At 69.1% G+C, this 18,429-nt stretch carries 16 protein-coding genes; 8 read left to right on the forward strand and 8 right to left on the reverse strand.

Annotated features, from left to right (window positions below):
- Positions 1 to 72 precede the first annotated feature (72 nt).
- A complete protein-coding gene (locus QMK34_RS20305) occupies positions 73 to 846 on the forward strand; it encodes an acyltransferase family protein (protein WP_326415708.1) in 774 nt (257 codons plus the stop codon).
- Positions 843 to 2,354 carry a glycoside hydrolase family 88 protein gene (locus QMK34_RS20310; RefSeq protein WP_326415710.1) on the forward strand — a complete coding sequence of 504 codons (1,512 nt, stop codon included), beginning with the start codon at positions 843 to 845 and terminating at the stop codon, positions 2,352 to 2,354. Before QMK34_RS20305 ends, QMK34_RS20310 begins: the two co-directional genes overlap by 4 nt.
- On the opposite strand, the gene QMK34_RS20315 is transcribed toward QMK34_RS20310, so the two are convergent.
- The 3 genes from QMK34_RS20315 to QMK34_RS20325 form a co-directional block, all read right to left on the reverse strand.
- Positions 2,329 to 3,186: a hypothetical protein gene (locus QMK34_RS20315; RefSeq protein ID WP_326415711.1), complete on the reverse strand. Its 858-nt coding sequence runs from the start codon at positions 3,184 to 3,186 to the stop codon at positions 2,329 to 2,331. The two genes, QMK34_RS20310 and QMK34_RS20315, sit on opposite strands and share 26 nt — an antisense overlap.
- Positions 3,187 to 3,445: 259 nt before the next feature.
- A complete protein-coding gene (locus tag QMK34_RS20320) occupies positions 3,446 to 4,063 on the reverse strand; it encodes a DUF4190 domain-containing protein (RefSeq protein ID WP_326415712.1) in 618 nt (205 codons plus the stop codon).
- A gap of 268 nt (positions 4,064 to 4,331) precedes the next feature.
- Entirely contained in the window at positions 4,332 to 4,958 is a 627-nt protein-coding gene (locus tag QMK34_RS20325; protein WP_326415713.1) for a TetR/AcrR family transcriptional regulator, read from the reverse strand.
- A 105-nt stretch (positions 4,959 to 5,063) separates the two neighbouring features.
- On the opposite strand from QMK34_RS20325, the gene QMK34_RS20330 reads away from it, so the two are divergent.
- Entirely contained in the window at positions 5,064 to 5,849 is a 786-nt protein-coding gene (locus QMK34_RS20330; RefSeq protein ID WP_326415714.1) for a 1-aminocyclopropane-1-carboxylate deaminase/D-cysteine desulfhydrase, read from the forward strand.
- A gap of 108 nt (positions 5,850 to 5,957) precedes the next feature.
- On the opposite strand, the gene QMK34_RS20335 is transcribed toward QMK34_RS20330, so the two are convergent.
- On the reverse strand, positions 5,958 to 7,529 hold the full coding sequence (locus QMK34_RS20335) for an alkaline phosphatase D family protein (RefSeq protein WP_326415716.1): 1,572 nt from the start codon (positions 7,527 to 7,529) through the stop codon (positions 5,958 to 5,960).
- A gap of 53 nt (positions 7,530 to 7,582) precedes the next feature.
- Entirely contained in the window at positions 7,583 to 8,242 is a 660-nt protein-coding gene (locus tag QMK34_RS20340) for an SH3 domain-containing protein (RefSeq protein WP_326415717.1), read from the reverse strand.
- A 190-nt stretch (positions 8,243 to 8,432) separates the two neighbouring features.
- Here QMK34_RS20340 and QMK34_RS20345 point away from each other — a divergent pair, with 190 nt between their 5' ends.
- The 4 genes from QMK34_RS20345 to QMK34_RS20360 all read left to right on the forward strand — a co-directional run bounded on the left by QMK34_RS20345 (position 8,433) and on the right by QMK34_RS20360 (position 14,194).
- Positions 8,433 to 11,354 carry an AfsR/SARP family transcriptional regulator gene (locus QMK34_RS20345; protein ID WP_326415718.1) on the forward strand — a complete coding sequence of 974 codons (2,922 nt, stop codon included), beginning with the start codon at positions 8,433 to 8,435 and terminating at the stop codon, positions 11,352 to 11,354.
- A 101-nt stretch (positions 11,355 to 11,455) separates the two neighbouring features.
- Entirely contained in the window at positions 11,456 to 12,688 is a 1,233-nt protein-coding gene (locus QMK34_RS20350) for a hypothetical protein (RefSeq protein ID WP_326415719.1), read from the forward strand.
- Positions 12,689 to 12,693: 5 nt separating this feature from the next.
- Positions 12,694 to 12,840, forward strand: a complete 147-nt coding sequence (locus QMK34_RS20355) for a BBE domain-containing protein (protein ID WP_442785182.1) — start codon at positions 12,694 to 12,696, stop codon at positions 12,838 to 12,840.
- Positions 12,841 to 12,973: 133 nt separating this feature from the next.
- Positions 12,974 to 14,194 (forward strand): glycoside hydrolase family 88 protein, encoded by a 1,221-nt coding sequence (locus QMK34_RS20360; RefSeq protein ID WP_442785183.1) that lies wholly within the window; start codon positions 12,974 to 12,976, stop codon positions 14,192 to 14,194.
- A gap of 150 nt (positions 14,195 to 14,344) precedes the next feature.
- Here the strand turns inward: QMK34_RS20360 and QMK34_RS20365 are convergent, their stop codons facing one another.
- Positions 14,345 to 14,770, reverse strand: a complete 426-nt coding sequence (locus QMK34_RS20365) for a DUF4396 domain-containing protein (RefSeq protein ID WP_442785184.1) — start codon at positions 14,768 to 14,770, stop codon at positions 14,345 to 14,347.
- Positions 14,771 to 14,857: 87 nt separating this feature from the next.
- Positions 14,858 to 15,253: a hypothetical protein gene (locus tag QMK34_RS20370; RefSeq protein WP_326415723.1), complete on the reverse strand. Its 396-nt coding sequence runs from the start codon at positions 15,251 to 15,253 to the stop codon at positions 14,858 to 14,860.
- Between the two features lie 226 nt (positions 15,254 to 15,479).
- Here QMK34_RS20370 and QMK34_RS20375 point away from each other — a divergent pair, with 226 nt between their 5' ends.
- Positions 15,480 to 16,502 (forward strand): autoinducer 2 ABC transporter substrate-binding protein, encoded by a 1,023-nt coding sequence (locus QMK34_RS20375; RefSeq protein ID WP_442785185.1) that lies wholly within the window; start codon positions 15,480 to 15,482, stop codon positions 16,500 to 16,502.
- 78 nt (positions 16,503 to 16,580) lie between these two features.
- Here QMK34_RS20375 and QMK34_RS20380 read toward each other — a convergent pair whose 3' ends face one another.
- Positions 16,581 to 18,182 carry an esterase-like activity of phytase family protein gene (locus QMK34_RS20380; protein ID WP_326415725.1) on the reverse strand — a complete coding sequence of 534 codons (1,602 nt, stop codon included), beginning with the start codon at positions 18,180 to 18,182 and terminating at the stop codon, positions 16,581 to 16,583.
- Positions 18,183 to 18,429 lie beyond the last annotated feature (247 nt).

Consider the following 18,429-nt stretch of genomic DNA (forward strand, 5'->3'; position numbering starts at 1 on the left):
GGTTCCCGGTGGGACTGCCCCTGAAGGCCACCTTCAGGGACCTGTGGACAAGCGTGGCGGGACGTCCAGGGTTTGCGGGCCCTCGCGGTCGGCCTGGTGATCGTCTACCACCTCAGGGCGGGCCTGCTTCCCGGTGGCTTCGCGGGCGTCGACGTCTTTTTCGTCATCTCCGGGTACCTGATCGTCGGCACGCTCTCGACCGAGCTCCGCCGCACCGGCACTGTCAGCCTCCGCGAGTTCTGCGCCCGCCGGATCCGGCGCCTGCTACCCGCCGCCTCGGTCGTTCTGCTGACCACCGTGCTCGCGACCCTGGTCCTGCTGCCGATGTCGCGCTGGCCGTCGACCATGAGCGAGATCGTCACGTCCGCGCTGAACCTCCAGAACTGGGCACTCGCCGCGCTGTCGGCCGACTACGCGCACGCGACAGCCGCCGCGTCGCCGGTCCAGCACTTCTGGTCGTTGAGTGTCGAAGAGCAGTTCTACCTGGTCATCCCGCTGGTCCTGCTGCTCTGCGCCCGGCTGGCCCACCGCGCCAGGCCCAAAGCCGTCCGCTTCGCGTTCGCCGCCGTCGCACTGCTCACCGCGGCGTCGTTCGTGTTCTCGGTGATCTACAGCGAACTCGACCACGGCCGGGCGTACTTCGTCACCCCGGCGCGGATGTGGGAACTCGACCTCGGCGGCCTCGCCGCGATGGCCGCCCACCGGATCCGGCCAGGACACACATCGCGGCTGCTGCTCGGCTGGAGCGGGCGGGCGGCGCGGAGACCGCCGCTCTGCTGGGGCGGCAGCCGCTGCGGTATCTCGGGGACATCTCCTACAGCCTCTACCTCTGGCACTGGCCGGTGATCGTCGTCGTCCTGCAGGTGACGAACAGTGCGGAACTGTCCCGCAGGCAGGCCGCGGCCGCGCTCGCGCTGAGCTTGGCCTTGGCGATCGTCTCCAAACACGCCGTCGAAGATCCCTTTCGGCGCGGCCGGGCGAAGAACGCGCGGCGGCTTCGTGGCGCCTACGTGCTCGGCGCCACGCTGGTCGCCGTGACGGTGGTCAGCGCGGCGGTGCCGCAGCAGTACGCCTCGGGGGAACTCGATCGGCTCGCCTCCGCCACCAGGCTCGACGACACCCATCCTGGCGCGCTCGCCCTCGACCCGGACCACCCGAGGGCGGCGCCCGCCGACGCCCCGCTGATGCCGGACCCGGCCGTGGCCGGGACGGATTGGCCATTGAACGACCAGGCCGCCGGCTGCACCGTCTACGACATCGAGCACTGGCCGCCGTCGGGTGACAAGTGCGCCTACGGCCCGCAGACCGCGCCGAAGACCATCGTCATCGTCGGCGACTCCCACGCGGTCATGTTCACCACGGTGTTCGCGCGGTTCGTGCGCGAACACCCCCAATGGCGCGTGAAGATGATGCTGCGCAACGGCTGCCCGTTCACCGCGAACCCCCCGGCCGGGCTCACCGTCTGCGCGGACCAGAACCAGGCCGAACTGGCCGGGATCCTGGCGATGAAACCGGACCTCGTGGTCACCTCGGCGATGTCGCCGGAGTCCTACGACAAGGACCTGAAGTGGCGATGGGAGTCCCGCGAACAGGCCGTCGACGGCTACGAGGCCCTGCTCAAGCGGATCTCGGACGGCGGGATGTTCCACGCCACCGGCAAGGTCGGCCAGCTCTGGGCCGACGGCGTGTTCATGGCCCAGCCGTTCCTGGCCCTGTACGGCAAGACCTTCGGCGACGGGACGTACAGCTTCGAGGAGTCGGCGAAGAACGTCATCGTCTACTTCGACCACCTCAAGGAACCCGCCAAGGGCCTGCTATATCACGCCTACGACGAGGACGGCTCCGAATCCTGGGCGTCGGGCCCCGGGCACCACTCGAAATACCACTGGGCGCGCGCGATCGGCTGGCTCGGCATGGCCGCGATCGACCTGCTTGAGGTGCTGCCCGCCGGGCACCCGCGCCGCGCGCGGCTGATCGACGTCGTCCGCTTCCTCGCCGTGGGCTACCAGCGCTACCAGGACCCGAAAACCGGGCGCTGGTACCAGCTCGTCGACCGCGGCGCCGACCAGAAAAACTGGCTGGAGACCTCGGCCTCGGCGATGTACACGTTCACGCTCTCGCGGGGGGTCCAGCGCGGCTACCTCGATCCTCAATACCAGGCGGTGGCTGAAAAGGGGTACGCGGGTGTGCTGGACCAGGTGTCGATCGGCTCGGACGGGCTGACGAACATCACCAACATCTGCGAGGGCACCAATGTCGGCGACACCTCGTACTATTACGGGCGGGCGCGCAAGACGAACGACCTCCACGGACTCGGCGCGTTCCTCATCATGAACGAGCAGGTCGCCCACTGACCCCGCCGCAGGGAGGAGGGGCCCCGGCCGATTCCGGCCGGGGCCCTTTTTCCGTGCGCGGGTCGGGAGAACAGCAGGAGGTGGACGAGCCTGTGGCGTTGACGTGCTGGAAACCGGCGTCGAACGGGCTGTTCGAGCCCTTCTGCGCGGTGAAGTGGTCGAAACTCAGGCGGGAGCTGTTGTTCGCGATGAGCGCCGGGCGGCCGTCGTCCCTGCCGAAGCGCACCGAACCGCCGGTGAACCGGATCCCGGTGGCGTAGTGCAGGTACCAGCCGTAGGCGGGCCGGGTGCCGATGCTCTTGGGGTTGTAGTCGGTGGCGTCGGTGGCGTCGGTGGCGGGCACGGTCAGGTTGACGTCGGTGGTGCTGATGATGTTCCAGCCGTCGCGGTCGCTCGCGGTGTCGATGGTGAGCTTGTCCGAGCTCACATGGCCGCAGCCGTTGATCAGCGCGGCGAAATGCCCGCGGCGCGGCTTGATCCCGCTGAGAACCAGGCCGTCGCACCGGGTCAGGGACAGGATCTTGTCCGCTTCACCCAACTTCGGGTTGCCCGTGATGAGGTTGCCGCCGCCGTCGATCGTGCCGGAACCGGTGAACCCGATGTTGGTCAGCCGGTCACCGGCGAACATCGCGTCGTGGAAGTGGCTGTGCCCGTAGTCCTGGTACTGGTCCCACTGGTTCGGCTCGGCCTTGTCGTAGGTTTTCACGCCGGAACCAACGATGGTGGAGCCCGCGTCCAGCCGGATCGTGACGTTGCTCTTCAGGTGGACGGTGTTGGCCGAGTTGTAGGTACCGGCCGGGAGCACCACGGTGCCGCCGCCCGCGGAATTCACCGCGACGATCGCCTTGTCAATGGCGGCCGAGTCGTTGGCGGACCCGTTCCCTTGGCGCCGTAGTCCTTGACGCTGAAGACACCGCCGGGGACGGCGAAAGCGCTTTCCACTCCGGTGCCGACCAGCGCCGTGCCGACCAGCCCGGCCACTACGAGCGAGCCCTCGGCGATGTCAAGACGCCTTGGCTGTAAACAGAAAAGAGTCCCGCGTCACCCCCAGTTCCAGGTGGACGCGGGACTCTTCTTCAGCACTTGGGGTATCAGCCCTTGAAATCGAACGTGCAGCTGGCCATGGTGGTGTCGGCCTTCTCGACGACGGTCTTGCCGTCGACCACGATCTTGCAGCTCGCCTTCGACTCCAGGTCGGCCCCGGTGACGATAAGGCTGAGGGTGGCCTGGTCGGAGGCGAAGGAGCCCTTCTCGTCGAAACTGGCCCCGGCCTGGACGTTGGCGGTCTTGATGGTCAGGCCGCCGGTGTAGGTGACGCTGGCCGCACCGGCCGAAGTGACGACGTACTCGACGCTGTGGGCGTCACCGCTCTTCGCCGGGAACGACACCGACTGGTCGGAAACGACGTTGACGACCGCGCCGATGAGCACCGTGTTGAGGATGCAGGCGATCAGGCCGAGCGCGGACAGCACAATGCCGGCGATGGCCAGGCCCTTGTTGTTCGCGACGCGCTTGTTCACGCGGAGCAGGCCGACGATCGAGAGAATCAGCCCGATGATGACGAGCGGGTACCCGACGACGCCGATGACCGGGATGAACGAAATCAGCAGGCCGATCAGACCGAGGACGAAACCGGCCGTGCCCAGACCGTTCTTCGGGGGTGCTACCGGCTGTTCGGGGGCAGCCGGAAACGGAGGCGCAGTGCTCACTGAGGAAAACCTTTCGGGGGATCAACGGGTGGCCGGAAAGCCGTACCGTCGAAACTTTCGCAGAACGGCCTCGCGGCGTTAGGCACTTTGAGGCAATGATGCCGATCCTTTACCTGGTTGTTATGGAACGCCTCATTGTTATGCGTGAGACAGACCTGGGAACTGGACCTATGGCTGACCGTGCAGCGCGTACATACCCAGCGTAACCAGCAGAGAAACCCGAATACAACAACGAAATCCTCATTTTTCGCCGCCGAAAAGAAAGGATTCAGTCCAGCCCGACGCCGTCACGCAGCATCGCGAATCCCCGCTCGGCCGCGGCGACCGCGTCCGGGTACCGCGCGGCCGCCGTCACCCCGGCGGCGAGAGTCGCCATGTTCGCCGTCGCCAGCGACCAGCGCACCGCGCTGACCTGCGCGGCCGCGAGCGCCGACTCGAGCGGTGGTGTGCCGGCCTCGGCGAGCGCCACGGCCAGCGCGGCCTCGCCCGCGGCGTTGAACCGGAGCATGCGCGCGGCCAGCGTCGGGGTTTCGGTCACCATGCGGAAGACCCCGAGCACCTCGGGATCCTCGGCCAGCCCGGTCACCGGCTCGCGCTGCCGCAGCCCGGCGAGGAAGTCCTCGCGCAACGCCGCCAGCGGCCCCAGCCCCGCCGGGCGGCGGCGGACGACGTCGGCGCTTTCGGTTTCGTGGTCGGCGAACCGGTGCAGGACCAGGTCCTCTTTGGTCGGGAAGTAGGCGAACAGGGTGCGCTTCGCGACCTCGGCCACCCTGGCGACCTCGGCCACCGGCACGGCGTCGAACCCGGACTCCAGGAACAGCGCGATCGCGGCCGACGAGATCGCCTCGCGCGTGCGCACCTTCTTGCGTTCCCGCAACCCGAGTTCCTCACCCATGCGCCGACAGTAGCCGACGGACGCCCCCGGGCCCGTCTCCGCAGGTCCGTCGCCCCTACCGAGCGAGGGTGAGTTGCGAGGCAACAGCGAGCAAGGCGGGCTAATGTGAGCAATGTGGACAGTGTGAACCTACACTTACCGTCGCCGATCACCGAGATCCACGATGCCTTGCTGACGACTCAGGGAATTCGACTCTTTCTCAAGCGTGATGACCTCATTCATCCCGACCTGAACGGAAATAAGTGGAGAAAGCTGAAGTACAACCTTGAAGCTGCCCGGCTTGAGTCCGCGACGACCTTGCTGACTTTCGGTGGCGCTTACTCGAATCATATTCGGGCAGTGGCCTCGGCCGGTCACCATTTCGGCTTCAAGACGATAGGAATTATTCGCGGCGAAGAGCACGCGGAACTCAACTCCTCCCTGGCCTACGCCCGAGATCATGGAATGCTACTCAGCTACCTGGACCGCACGACCTATCGACGGAAGAGCGCGGCGCGGGTTGTCGACCGGTTGCGCGCCGAGTTCGGCAATTTCTATCTGTTGCCCGAAGGTGGCAGCAACACGCTGGCCTTGCGCGGATGCGCGGAGGCAACCCAGGAAATCGACCTGGATTTCGATGTCATCTGTTGCTCATGCGGCACCGGCGGGACGCTGGCGGGAATTGCCGGACCCCTGCGAAAGGACCAGCGCGCGCTCGGTTTCGCAGTGCTCAAGGGCGCGGAATTCCTCAACGAGGATGTCTCGGGCTTCCAAGTCGCGGCCTGGGGTAGTGCAACGAGCAACTGGTCGATCGAGACCGGCTTTCATTTTGGCGGCTACGCAAAGAAGAATGGCGTACTGGAGGAGTTCATCTCCTTGTTCTCGGCGCAACACGGAGTGCTTCTGGAATAGGTTTATGAGGCGAAGATGATGTACGGCCTGCTCGAACTCGTCAGGCGGGGCGAATTCGAAAGAGGAACCACCATCGTCGCCCTTGTCGCGGGAAGAGGCTGGCCCCGGTCAGACCTGGTGGAGGCCGGGTTTGCCCGCCTGGACGACGTAGCTGCGGTCGGTGGCGATCGTCACCTTCGACAGGTCGGCCTGCGAGGTGTCCGAGACGGTGACGAAAGCCGCTCGCAGCTGCGCCTGGCTCGTGGTCACCCGCACGTAGCCGCGCTTGCCCCGGCAGTACTTGACGTGCGGGTTGTTCGCGTACCAGGCCGCGCTCGGGTCGGCCGCGCCGTCGCTGTTGCTGGTCACCGAGGTGGTCACGAGCTCGGAGCCGATGATCGGGTCGCTGTGGTCGAAATAGTCCTGCCGCAGGTCGGCCGCCCAGTGGCGGTGGACGTCGCCGGTCAGCACCACCGGGTTCGGCACCTTCCGGTCGACCCAGCCCTTCGCGATCCGGTCGCGCGACGCCTCGTAGCCCTGCCACGAGTCGTTGCTCTCGCAGGTGGCCCTGTTGCCGTCGCCGTCACGCTGCGCGAAGAACACCTGCTGGCCGAGAAAATCCCAGGTCGCCGGATGCGTCTCGAACGCCTTGAGCAGCCACGCCTCCTGGGTGGTGCCCATGATGCTGCGGGCGGGGTCGCGCATCGGCCCGCAGGCCGGGCCCGCCGCACCGGACGGGTCGGGCACCTGCGCGCTGCGGTACTGCCGGGTGTCGAGCAGGTGGAACCGGGCGAGCGCGCCCCAGTTGAACTGCCGGTACAGCTGGATCGACGAGCCGTTCGGTCTGGCTGTGGACCGGATCGGCATGTGCTCGTAGAACGCCTGGAACCCGGCCGCCTTGCGGGCCGCGGGCGCGGGGCTGGTGGTCCCGTTCCAGTTGTTCATGACCTCGTGGTCGTCGAACACGATCATCCACGGCGCCAGCGCGTGCGCGGCCTGCAGATCCGCGTCGGTCTTGTGCTGACCGTGCCGCGCGCGATAAAGCGCGAGTGAATTGGCCTCGTCGGCGACGGCGAGCCGCCGGGGGTTGAGCTCGGCCTTCACCCGGCCGGACTTCTTTTCGTAGATGTAGTCGCCGAGGAACAGCACCAAGTCCGGGTCGTCGGCGACGACGCCCTTGTACGAGTGGTACCAGCCCTCCTCCCAGTGCTGGCAGGAGGTGAAGCAGTACTTCAACTGGTCGACCGAGGCACCCGCGGCGGGTGCGGTGCGGGTGCGGCCGACCGGCGAGAGGTACCCCGAGGTCTTGAACCGGTAGAAGTACTCGCGGCCGGGCAGCAGCCCTCGCGGCTCGATGTGCACGCTGTGCGCCGATGCCCGCACCGCGCTCGCCGTGCCCCGCTGCACGATCGAGGTGAACGCCTGGTCGTCGGCGAGCTCCCAGTCGACGGCGTAGGTGGCGTCGGGCATCCCGCCGAAGCCGTCCGGATTGAGCGGCGCGGGCGCGAGCCGCGTCCACAGCACCACGCTGTCCGGCAGCGGGTCGCCCGAGGCGATGCCGAGCTGGAACGGGTCGTGGATCACCGGGGCCGCCGCGGTCGTCCTGGCGTTCGCCCAAGACGGGAGCACGGCCGGGATCACCGCGGCGCCCGCCGCCGCCAGCCCGCCGAGCAGGACGGCTCGCCGATTCACCTGAGGCATGACCATTTCCTTCCAGTGACCATTACGGGGAGACAGCGGCGGCGCGCGGAAATTCACGCGGCGTAATCGGTGATTCCGCCGCTGCAGGCTTCGAGCACCGGATTCGTCGCGGCGTAGTTGCCGACGCAGACCTTGAAATAGACCCAGCCGCCCTTGGCCACCGCCACGGCCTTGTCGACGCTGGTGCCGTTACCGCCGGAGTTCCACACGTAGAACGGTCCCGCGCCACCCTTGAGCCAGTAGGCGACGACGGCGGACTTTCCGTCGGCGTTCTTGTCGTAAACGAGGAAATGCGCGTCGGACGAGCGGAACAGCCCCTCCCCCGCGCAGACGCCGGTCGAGCACTCGGCGCTGCCGGAGCCGACTCCGCAGTCGGGCGCGATCCGCTGGTCCGACCCGGTTTTGACGTAGCCGTCGGAGACGTAACCACCCAGCGCGGGCACGTGATCCCACAGCGTGGTGGTGCCGAGCGGCCCGGTGACCTGGGTCCCGGTCGGCTGGCAATCGATGGTCACCGAAGCACCGTTGGCCACCGTGCGCACCGCCGACGAGTTCGTGCTCGGCGCGCGGCGGACGTTCAGCGGGTCGCCCGCGGTCTGCACCGTGCCGGTCGCCGCGAACGCGGGAACCGCCCCGGCGAGCCCGAGTACGCACACCGTCGCCAGCACCACCCCGGAGCCCGCCAGTCTGCACCGGACGCTTGAACGCTTCATGGCCCCAGCGTGGCGGCAGACCGTACATGTTTCATATAAAACGACGGTCAAAAGGCCGTGCCGCCGCCATCCGGATGGCGCTAGCCAAACCCGTAGTAATTCTCCTATTATCCCGCGCTATGGGGCATCCAAGGGACGTACGGTGTCGGTAAAAGCGATTTCATTTCGCGTTCTGGGGCCGTTGGAAGTCGTGGTCGACACCACTGTCGCGGCCCTCGGCGGCCCGAAACCGCGCCTGCTGCTGGCCGCCTTGCTGTTGCAGCCCAATGTGGTCGTCTCCACCGAGGTGCTGGTCGACGTGCTGTGGCCGGGATCGGCCCCGCGCTCGGCGGCGGCGAACATCCGCACGTACGTCCATTCGCTGCGCCGCAGGCTCGCCGACCACGACCCGGAGCTGGGCGACCGCATCGCCAGCCGCGCTTCGGGCTACATCCTCACGGCGGCCCCGGACGAGCTCGACCAGGCCTTGTTCGGCTCGCTCGCCACCCAGGCGCGGGGCGCGCTGGAGCGCGGGGACGCGGAAACGGCGCTCGCCCTGCTCGACCGGGCCGACGAGCTCTGGCGCGGCGACGTCCTCGAAGGGCTGCCCCACGACCACGGCTGGTCCGCCGCCATCGCGCGGCTCGACGAGCTGCGGCTTTCCGTGCAGGAGCAGCGGCTCAAGGTGCGGATCGGTCTCGGCCGCTCCGCCGAAGCCGTCGCCGAGCTGCGGGGGCTGGTCACCGCGCATCCGCTGCGCGAGGAGCTCTGGGAGCAGCTGATCGTCGCGCTGCGGGCCGGCGGCCGGACGACCGACGCGCTCGAGGCCTATCTCGAGGCCGAACAGGTCCTCGCCGACGAGCTGGACGCGCCGCCTGGGCCCCGGCTGCGCGAGCTGCGGGCTTCGCTGGGCACCGGCGGCCGCGTCGACGGCGCCGCGCCCGTCGCGCCGCGCTCCCCGATCTGCCAGCTGCCGCTGGACCTGCCGGACTTCACCGGCCGGGACACCATGGTGACGCGCCTGGTCGAGCTGCTGCGCGAGCGCCGGGCCCTGGACAAACCCGCGATCGTGGTGCTGTCCGGCCCGCCGGGCGTCGGGAAATCGGCCGTCGCGGTGCGGGTGGCGCACGCGGTGCGCGAACAGTTCCCCGAAGGGCAGCTGCACGTGGACCTGGCCGGCACCTCGTCCTGCCCGCGAACCCCGATGGGCGTGCTCGCCGAGCTCCTGCGCGCACTCGGCGTCCCCGACGGCGGCCTCCCCCGTGACCTGGCCGAACGGGCGACTTTGCTGCGGTCACGGCTCGCCGGGACCCGGATGTGCGTGGTGCTCGACGACGCGGGGAGCGCGGCGCAGGTGCGTCCGCTGCTGCCCGGTGCCGGGGCCTGCGCGGTGCTGATCACCAGCCGCCTGCGGCTGCCGGATCTGCAGGGCGTCCGGGCGGTCGACGTCGACCTGCTGCCCGAAACCGAAGCCGCCCGGCTGCTCAAGGGCATCGTCGGGCGCGAGCGGGTCGCCGCCGAGCCCGAGAGCGCCGCCGCGATCCTGCGGCAGTGCGGTTATCTGCCGCTGGCGATCCGGGTGGTCGGCGCGAAGCTGACGCACCGGCCGAGCTGGACGTTGCGGATGCTCGCCGACCGGCTCCACGATGAACGGCGGCGGCTCGACGAACTGCGCGTCGGGGATCTCGCGGTCCGGGCCAGTGTCACCCTCAGCTACGACCTCTTGCCGCTTTCCGCGGCGACGGCGTTTCGCGCACTGGGCTCGCTCGGCCCGCTGCAGTTCCCGTCCTGGGTGGTCGCCGCGGTGCTGGACCGCGACGAGGCCGACGACGTACTCGACGTCCTCATCGACGCGCACCTGATCGAGCTGGTCGGTTCGGACGCCTCCGGGCAGCCGCGCTATCGCCTCCACGACCTGCTGCGCGTCTACGCCGCCGAGCTCGCCGAAAAGGAGGCCCCGGCGGAGACGCGCGAAGCGGCGAAGCGCGTGCTGGAGGGCTACCTGGCGCTCAGCGTCGAAGCCGTGGAGCGGATGCCGATCCATTTCTTCGGCCAGTTCCGGGACGACACCGCCGTGCGGCCGGACCTCCCGCCCGGCACCAGGCGCCTGCTCGACGACCCGGCGGCGTGGTTCGCCGGGGAACGGCAGACGGCGGTCGCGCTGGTCTCGCTCGCCGCGGACCTCGGCTTCGACGACCTCGCCTGGCGGCTGACCGCGGCGCTCACGCCGTACTTCGACCTGCGCGGCCACCAGGACGACTGGCACCAGACCCACGCCGTCGCGCTGGCCGCCGCCCGGCGGGCGGGGACCGTGCGCGGCGCGGCGATGATCCTGCGCAACGTCGGGCAGATCCAGCTCTACCAGGACACCTACGAGGAGTCGCTGGTGTCGTTCGAGCAGTCGCGCGCGCTGTTCGCCGAGGTCGGCGACGCGCAGGGCGAGGGCGTCGCGCTGGCCGGTCTCGGCACGATCCTGCGGCTGCGGGGCGAGGGCGCGGTCGCGCTCGACCGCTGTCACGAGGCGCTGGAACTGTTCGACCGGGCCGGTGACCGCCACGGTGAGGCCGTCGCGCGGATCGCGGCGGGCGCGGTGTGGCTGTCCTGGCGCTGCTACACCACGGCCGGGCGCTGGTTCACCGACGCGCTCACGCTGTCCGCGTCGATCGGCGACCGGCACCGCGAGGCCCACGCGCTCAAGCGGATCGCCTTGCTGCAGCAGCACCGCGGCAACCTGGCGGCGGCGCGCGACCACGTCGACCGGGCGATCGCGATCTTCACCGAGCTGGGCGACGACCACTGCGTCGGCTACGCCAACCAGAACCTCGGCGAGCTCTGCCTGCACAGCGGCGACTTCGCGCACGCGCAGCTGTTGCTGGTGAATTCGCTGAGCGTGCACCGCCGCAACGGCGACCGGCGCTCCGAGGCCGAGGTGTCCCAGCTGCTCGGCGAGCTGCACGAGGCGCTGAGCCAGCCGGAGCGCTCTCGGACCTATTCCGAACGCGCGCTGGCGATCTGGCGAGAGCTTTCCGCGCGGCCGCAGGAATCCGCGCTGGCGACCCGGCTGCAGCAGGCCGCGGAATCGACGTACACCGGCGCCGCGGCGCGCCCGCGGCGGCATATCGCGTCCGCCTGATTTCCTTTCCCTCACGACCGCACCAGGCTTGTACGGATTGTGTACAAGGTCTCGGCAGACTTCGGCGATCATCATCGATGGGTGCTCGAAGGGAGTCCGGCATGGTACGGATTGGGAGGGCCGTCGTGGCCCGCCGTGTGCTGGGGACGCTGCTCGCCGCGGGCGCGGTCACCGCGCTGACGTCGGTGCCCGCGCAGGCCACGCCGAGCGGCTCGTGGCACGCCGATCTGTCCACTGTGGATGGTGATGACGTGAACGTCCGCGCCGACGCCGGGACGCTGACGTTGCGGAACGCCGCGTGGCACAGAAAACCCGACGTGATCGCGGGCAGTGCGGGCTACCTCGTGCTGGGCGAGCAGCAGCTGGGACGCCCGGTCAACCGGGTGAGCGCGCAGGTCTCGGCCGAGACGCCTAAGGGCACCACGGTCGAGGTCGACGTGCGCGGCCGGACCGGCCCGCAGGACTGGACCGAATGGCTGCCCGCCACGCCCGGCGCGGCGCAGTTTCCGGCCACAGTGGACTCCGTGCAGGTCCGCGTCGCGCTGACCACCGGGCAGGACGGGGTGAGCGCCCTGGTCCGCGACGTCAGCCTGACGGCCGACCTCGGCCCGCGGGCCGACGCCGTCTCCGCCGCGACTGCCTTGACGTACAAGGTCTACGGCACGCGTGAGGGCCTGGTCGGCGGCACCACCTCGAACGGCCACGTGATCACCTCGCGCGACCACTTCGTCTCATTCCCGTCCGGGAAGTCCGTGTCCCCCAAGGGAACCGGCAACTACACCGCCCGCGTCTGCCGTACCGACAACAGCCGCTGCGAGTACGCCCCGGTGTGGGAAACCGGCCCGTGGAACGAGCGCGACGACTACTGGAACCCGGGTTCGATCCGTCAGTCGTTCAAGGACCTCCCGCAGGGCAAGCCGGAGGCGCAGGCCGCGTATCAGGACGGCTACAACGGCGGCAAGAGCGGCCTCGGCTACAAGGTGGGCAACCCGGCGGGCATCGACCTCGCGGACGGCGTGTTCTGGGACGGGCTCAAGCTGTCCGACAACAGCTACGTGAACGTCACCTACCTGTGGACCGGCTCCGGCCCCACCGGCGTGGTCTCCACCGCGGGCGACCCGATGAACGTGCGGGCGTCGGCCAGCACGACGGCCGCTGTCAAGGGTTTCGCGGCGAACTACGCCAAGGTGACCATCGAATGCTACGTCGAGGGCGAAACCGTCACCGGCAAGTTCGGCACCGGCAAGATCTGGGACCGGATCGGGCCCGGCCACTACGTTTCGGACACGTTCCTGCAGACCGGCTCGGACTCGCCGGTCGCCCCGCACTGCTGAGGCGGGTGGACCGAAACCAGGAGCACCGGGTGCGCGCGTCCTACGGGCCGGAGAAGTACGCGCGGCTCTCGGCGCTCAAGGCGCGCTACGACCCGTCGAATGTCTTCCACCACAACGCCAACATCATTCCGGCCGTGAATTCACAACCATGAACAATTCACAACCATGAACGCACGCCGGAATGGGTATACAAGCGCGAGTCTTTTGTGTAAAACTTTCCCGACCTTCTCGTGACGCATTCATCACTCGGAATGGCGGGCCCCCGTGAGCCTTACCCGGCGAACCTTGCTGACCACTGCCGCCGTCACCGCCGCGGCGGCCGGAACCATCGTCACCACAACCGGTTCCGCCGCCGCGAGCGAGGCGGGCGGCGCCGAAGAGGCCTACGGTGCACAGGGCTTGCGCGCGACAGCGGACTATGCCGTGGCGAAGCTGCGCGCGGTCGCCCCGAACGTGACCGCTTTTCCCGTGAGCACCAAGTTCGAGAAATGGACCTATTCGCAGAATGGTGACTGGGTCGGCGGATTCTGGCCCGGCACACTGTGGATGGCCTGGCTGCACAGCGGCGACGAGTTATTCAAGACGCTCGCGCTGGCCTCGGCGGAAAAGCTCGCGCCACGCCAGTACGACACGGCCACCCACGACCTCGGTTTCCTGTTCTACCCGTCCTGGGTGACCGCGTGGCGGATCACCGGTGACGAGAAATGGCGCGCGGGCGCGGTGCGGGCGGCGTCCTCACTGATCCAGCGCTACAACCCGAACGGCCACTTCATCCGCGCCTGGGGAGCGCTGACCGACCCCGCCAACGCGGGCCGCGTCATCATCGACACGATGATGAACCTGGACCTGCTGGCGTTCGCCACCGAGCAGACCGGGGACAGCAAGTACCTCGAGATCGCCACCGCGCACGCGAAGACGGCCCAGAAGGCGTTCCCGCGCCCGGACGGGTCGATCCCCCACGTGTACGACTTCGATCCGGCCACCGGCGCCCCGATCGGCCCGAACACCGTCCAGGGCTACAGCAAGGACTCGGCCTGGTCGCGCGGGCAGGCGTGGGGCATCTACGGGTTCACCACGATCTACCGCCGGACCGGGAACAAGGAATTCCTGACCACCGCCCGCAAGCTCGCCGATTTCGCACTCGGCGCGCTGACCCCGGACCACGTGCCGGTGTGGGACTACCGCTCGCCCCAGGCGCCGAACGACATCAAGGACGCGTCGGCGGGCACGATCATGGCCTGCGGCCTGCTGGACCTCGCCGGGGCGACCGGCCGCGGTCACTACCGCGACGCGGCGCTGCGGCTGCTCACCGCGGTGTCCAAGACCTGCCTGACCCGCAAGTCCACCCGCGCCGAAGCGGTGGTGGCGCGCTGCACCCGCAACCGGCCGGCCGAGGACGGCGTCGAGGTCTCCCTCCCGTACGCCGACTACTACCTGCTGGAGGCCATCCTGCGGATCACGAAGCCGCGGGAACTCTCCCACGCGATCGACCTCACCAGCGTGTGACTACCGGCCCGCCACTGGCGTGACTGCCCCAGAAGTCTCTGAAGGCCACCATGAGGGACACAGATGCCCTCAAGGTGGCCTTCAGAGACCTGCGCGGGCCGGCCGAAAACGGGAGCAAGGGACCTTTGCTCCCGTTTTCGGCCGGTGACGTCAGTGCGCGTGGTGGGCTTGGACTTTCGCGTGGCCGAGGCCGCGGCCGATCATCCACTTGTTCACCGGCACCGTCACCACGAAGGCGATGACCAGCGAGACCACCAGCGAGCCCCAGAACAGCAGGCTGCCGAGACCCGCGTCCATCGCGCCCGGCACGACCACCACCACGGTGTTGTCGACGATCTCCATGACCGCGATCGACACGGTGTCCGCGGCCAGCGCGACCTTGAACGCCGCCGAGAGGCCGAGGCCGGACTTCAGCACCCCGCGCATGGTCAGCCCGTAGCCGAAGACGAACGCCAGCGCGATCGACAGGACCACGGTCGCCGCGTTGTTCAGCCCGAACGCGGTCCCGACAACCATGCCGAGGATCTCGCCGATCGCACAACCGGTCAGGCAATGCAGGGTCGCGGTGGCGGCCATCGGCCAGCTGGCTCCGTGCTGCTGTTCGCTCATGCCCGCCAATATACCCCCCTGGGGTAAATTGAACAGGCAATACAGCTCACCCGTTCAGGGCAGGAAGTCGGCGTCCGCTTCGCTCGGCAGCGCGGGGGCGCACTGCCGGAGCCCGCCGTCGCGGAACATCCAGAGCCGGAAATAGGCGTCTTCCTGATCCTTGAGGAAGACCTGGAGCGCGTCCGGCACCTGCCACGGGGTCTTGCGCACCCGGTCGAGCACCGCGCCGAGATCGGCGTGGTTGAGCGTGCCCGCCCAGACCTCGCACTCGGGATACTTCCAGCCGCCCCACTGCGAGTCCGGCCCGCTCATCGCCAGCAGGTACCCGCAGCCGAGGATCGAGGACCCGCCTTGACGCGGCGCCCGGTTCCTCAGCCATTCGCTCAGCGACTCCACCTGTGACCTGTCCTCGGCGACGACCGAGACCATCAAGTTGGCTACCCAGCTCATCACTCCATGGTCCCGCGCCCGCCCGCGCCGGACCAGCGCCGACCGGTTCGAAACGATGGTTGCGCAGGGTGATCGGGGAGGGCGATCATGATCACTGTCGCAGGCGCGATCAACTCACTTCCGTAACCCTTTGCGCACAACCCGTTGACCCGGGTAACCGGTTCCCCTACCTTTCGCCGCAAGGTCTCCGCCGTGCGCAGACCGTTCGAGAGTCCCGTGAGGAATGGTGGGGATGCGAGGGCCCAGGAAGACGCTCGTGCTGAGCGCCGTGGTGCTGCTGGGCACCGTGTTCGGCATGGTCGGCTGCCAGGAGCAGCAGGCGGCGAGCCAGAGCCCGAAACCGGTCCGGGTCGCGTTCGTGCCCAAGGTCGCCGGGATCCCGTACTTCGAGGCGATGGACAGCGGGGGCCGCCAGGCCGCCCAGGAGCTCGGCATCGAATGGACCATCGACGGCCCCGCGACGGTCGACCCGGCGGCGCAGCAGCGCATCGTCGAGAACCTCGTCCGGGAGCGGGTCGACGTCATCGCCGTCGCGCCCAACGACCCCGCCGCGCTGGCCCCGGCGATCGCCGACGCCAGGGCCAAGGGCATCCACGTGCTCACCTCGGACACCGACGCGCCGGGCTCGAAGCGCGAGGTGTTCGTCAACCAGGCCACCGCCGAGGGCGTGGGCGAGGCACTGACCGACGCGCTGATGACCAAGATGGGCGGCGCGGGCAAGTACGCGATCGTGTCGTGCGGGCCGGCGGCGGCGAACCTCAACGCCTGGATCGCGGTACAGAAGGCCTACGCCTCGAGGCGCTATCCCCAGGCCCAGCTGGTTGACACGCTCTACGCCGGGGAGGACCCGCAGGCCGCCACCGTGCTCGCCAAGGAGGAGATGGTCCGCCACCCGGACCTGACCGGCCTGATCGGCGAGTGCACCACGTCCGCGCCCGGGGTGGCGAAGGCCGTCCAGGAGACGCAGAAAATCGGGCGGGTGTACACCGTCGGCGTCGGCACCCCGCAGGCGATCAAGCCGTACCTGCAGGACGGTTCGAGCTCGATGTCGGTGCTGTGGAACGTCGAGTCGCTCGGCTACCTCACCGCGTGGACGGCCAAGCAGCTCGCCGACGGCAAGCAGCTCGCCGAGGTCAACAAGGTGAACGCCGAGCTGCCCGCCGTCAAGTACGACGCCACGAACCAGACCGTGCTGCTGGGCGAGCCCCTGCTGATCACGCAGGACAACGTCGACCAGTTCAAGTACTGAATCGAAGCCGAGCACGTTCGCGGGCCGGTGCGACAAACGGTCCGTTCATCGCACCGGCCCGTGTCGCGAACTGTCGGCTCAGCGCCGCACCTGGATCGTGACAGTCGCGGTCGACAGCGCGGCAGGCAGTTTCGTCGTGTCGACGACCAGGTACTCGCCGTCGTCCTGGCGGCCGTTGGGCAGCGTCTTCGGGTGCAGCCCGTACGGCGGGGCGGTGGTGGTGACGCCGTCGACGCCGAAGTCGTTGTCGTTGCTGATCACCAGCGTCCGGCCGCCGTCCGTGGTGGCCACGCCCTCGACCTTGTCGTGGCCGAAGAAGCCGCCCGTGGGGTCCAGCCGGGTGACGAGCGCGCCGACGTCGAGGGAGAGCTTCTTCGCGACCGGCCGGATCCCGACGGCCGCGAGGTCCGTGGTCGCGGTGGCCGTGTCGTCCGTGCCGACGTGCGCGTCGAGGGTGCGCTTCTGGTCGCCGACGAGCAGGCCGCCCTTGGTCGCGTCGTAGACCGCGCCCGGCACGTTCGCGGCGGGACCGACGTCGGTGGCGCCGGTCAGGTCGATCTCGAACAGCTTCTTGTTCGCGCCGGGCTCGACGTGGCCGTCCCGCTCGTCGACCAGGAACCGGGTGGCCGACAGCGCGGTGATCTCGCTGACCGCGCCGCTGGTCGTCTTCGGGTTGTCTAGCAGGTACAGGTACTCGTGCGTGGCACGGGTGGTGAGGTCGACAGTGACGATTCGCAGCGTGGTGACGTTGGACGGCTTCTTCGTCAGGTCCGGCTGCTGCAGCGCGGACTGCATGATCCCGACCAGCGTGCGGCCGTCCGGGGTCAGGGTGAGGCCCTCCATGCCCTTGTTCGGCACGCGGTTGGCGAGCTCCCTTGGCAGCGAGCCGTCGAACGGCGAGAGCCGCTGGAGCGCGCGGCCGGTCCGGTCGAACTGCGTGATGTACGGGCCGTACTCGTCGGAGACCCAGAACGTCCCGTCGCGCTGGGCCACCAGGCCTTCGGAGTCGTAGCCGTTCTTGTCCGGCGCGAGCACGGTGCCGTTGAGGTCGACGATCTTCTCGCCGGTGTTCGCCTCCGGGCTGACCCGGCCCGAATACGGCGTGCCGTCGGCGGCGCGCAGCGGGATGACCTTCTCCAGCACGGCTTTGCCGCCGGTCAGCCGGAACTTCCCGATCGCCGGGTCGAAGGCGGGCAGCGGCTCGATCTTCTCGCCGTTCGGGCCGTCGACGTTCGGGCCGCGGTCGGTGAGGCCGTAGAACTCGTCGCGGGAACCGGGCACGGCGGTGAGGCCGGAGCCGTACGCCCCGCTCTTGAGCTGCACACCGCCGATGGTGGCCAGCGGCGGCAGGTGCGTCCGGTAGAGCCGGACGGCGTCGGAAACGCTGTAGGTGAACGAGTCCGTGCCGGTGAAGCCGGGCTCCGGCGTGTAGCGAAAGGACCCGTCGGCGTCGACGTCGAGTGCGCCGTGGGCGGGCGCGCCGTGGGAAACCAGCGTGACGGGCGCACCGCGGTCGTTACCGAGCACCCCGTCGCCGCCGACGTCGAGGGTGTGCCCGGCCCGCACCCGGTAGGCGTCGTCGCGAGCCTTCAACGGCCGTCCGTGTGCCCCGGCCGTGCCCGCGGTGAGCAGCGGCAACGCCACCAGCCCCGCGACGAGTGCGATCCGTGTGCGCTTCATCCGTTTTCCTCCTCCGGGCGTCGCGCGACGCCCGGAGGAGTCTCTGTGCCGGAGGTGGACGGCTTCCGTCTTCGAGACGTCACCCCCGTAACGATGCCGCCTCTCTCCTGGCTCAGCGGTGCCGTCGGGCGTGGAAGGCCGCGCCGCCGCCGAGGACGAGGATGATCACGGTCAGGCTCCAGCGCCGTTTCACCGCGGTGCGGTTGGCCGGTTTCTTCGGCGCTGCCACCACGGTCTGCGGCTGGAC

The sequence above is a fragment of the Amycolatopsis sp. H20-H5 genome (assembly GCF_035828755.1).
Classification (GTDB): Bacteria; Actinomycetota; Actinomycetes; order Mycobacteriales; family Pseudonocardiaceae; genus Amycolatopsis.

Bases quoted from the DNA above. Each gene is read 5' to 3' on its own strand.
- QMK34_RS20325 (WP_326415713.1), bottom strand. From the start codon at position 4,958: ATGGGTGAGGAACTCGGGTTGCGGGAACGCAAGAAGGTGCGCACGCGC.
- QMK34_RS20335 (WP_326415716.1), bottom strand. From the start codon at position 7,529: ATGCCTCAGGTGAATCGGCGAGCCGTCCTGCTCGGCGGGCTGGCGGCG.
- QMK34_RS20340 (WP_326415717.1), bottom strand. From the start codon at position 8,242: ATGAAGCGTTCAAGCGTCCGGTGCAGACTGGCGGGCTCCGGGGTGGTG.
- QMK34_RS20350 (WP_326415719.1), top strand. From the start codon at position 11,456: ATGGTACGGATTGGGAGGGCCGTCGTGGCCCGCCGTGTGCTGGGGACG.
- QMK34_RS20365 (WP_442785184.1), bottom strand. From the start codon at position 14,770: ATGGCCGCCACCGCGACCCTGCATTGCCTGACCGGTTGTGCGATCGGC.
- QMK34_RS20370 (WP_326415723.1), bottom strand. From the start codon at position 15,253: ATGAGCTGGGTAGCCAACTTGATGGTCTCGGTCGTCGCCGAGGACAGG.
- QMK34_RS20380 (WP_326415725.1), bottom strand. From the start codon at position 18,182: ATGAAGCGCACACGGATCGCACTCGTCGCGGGGCTGGTGGCGTTGCCG.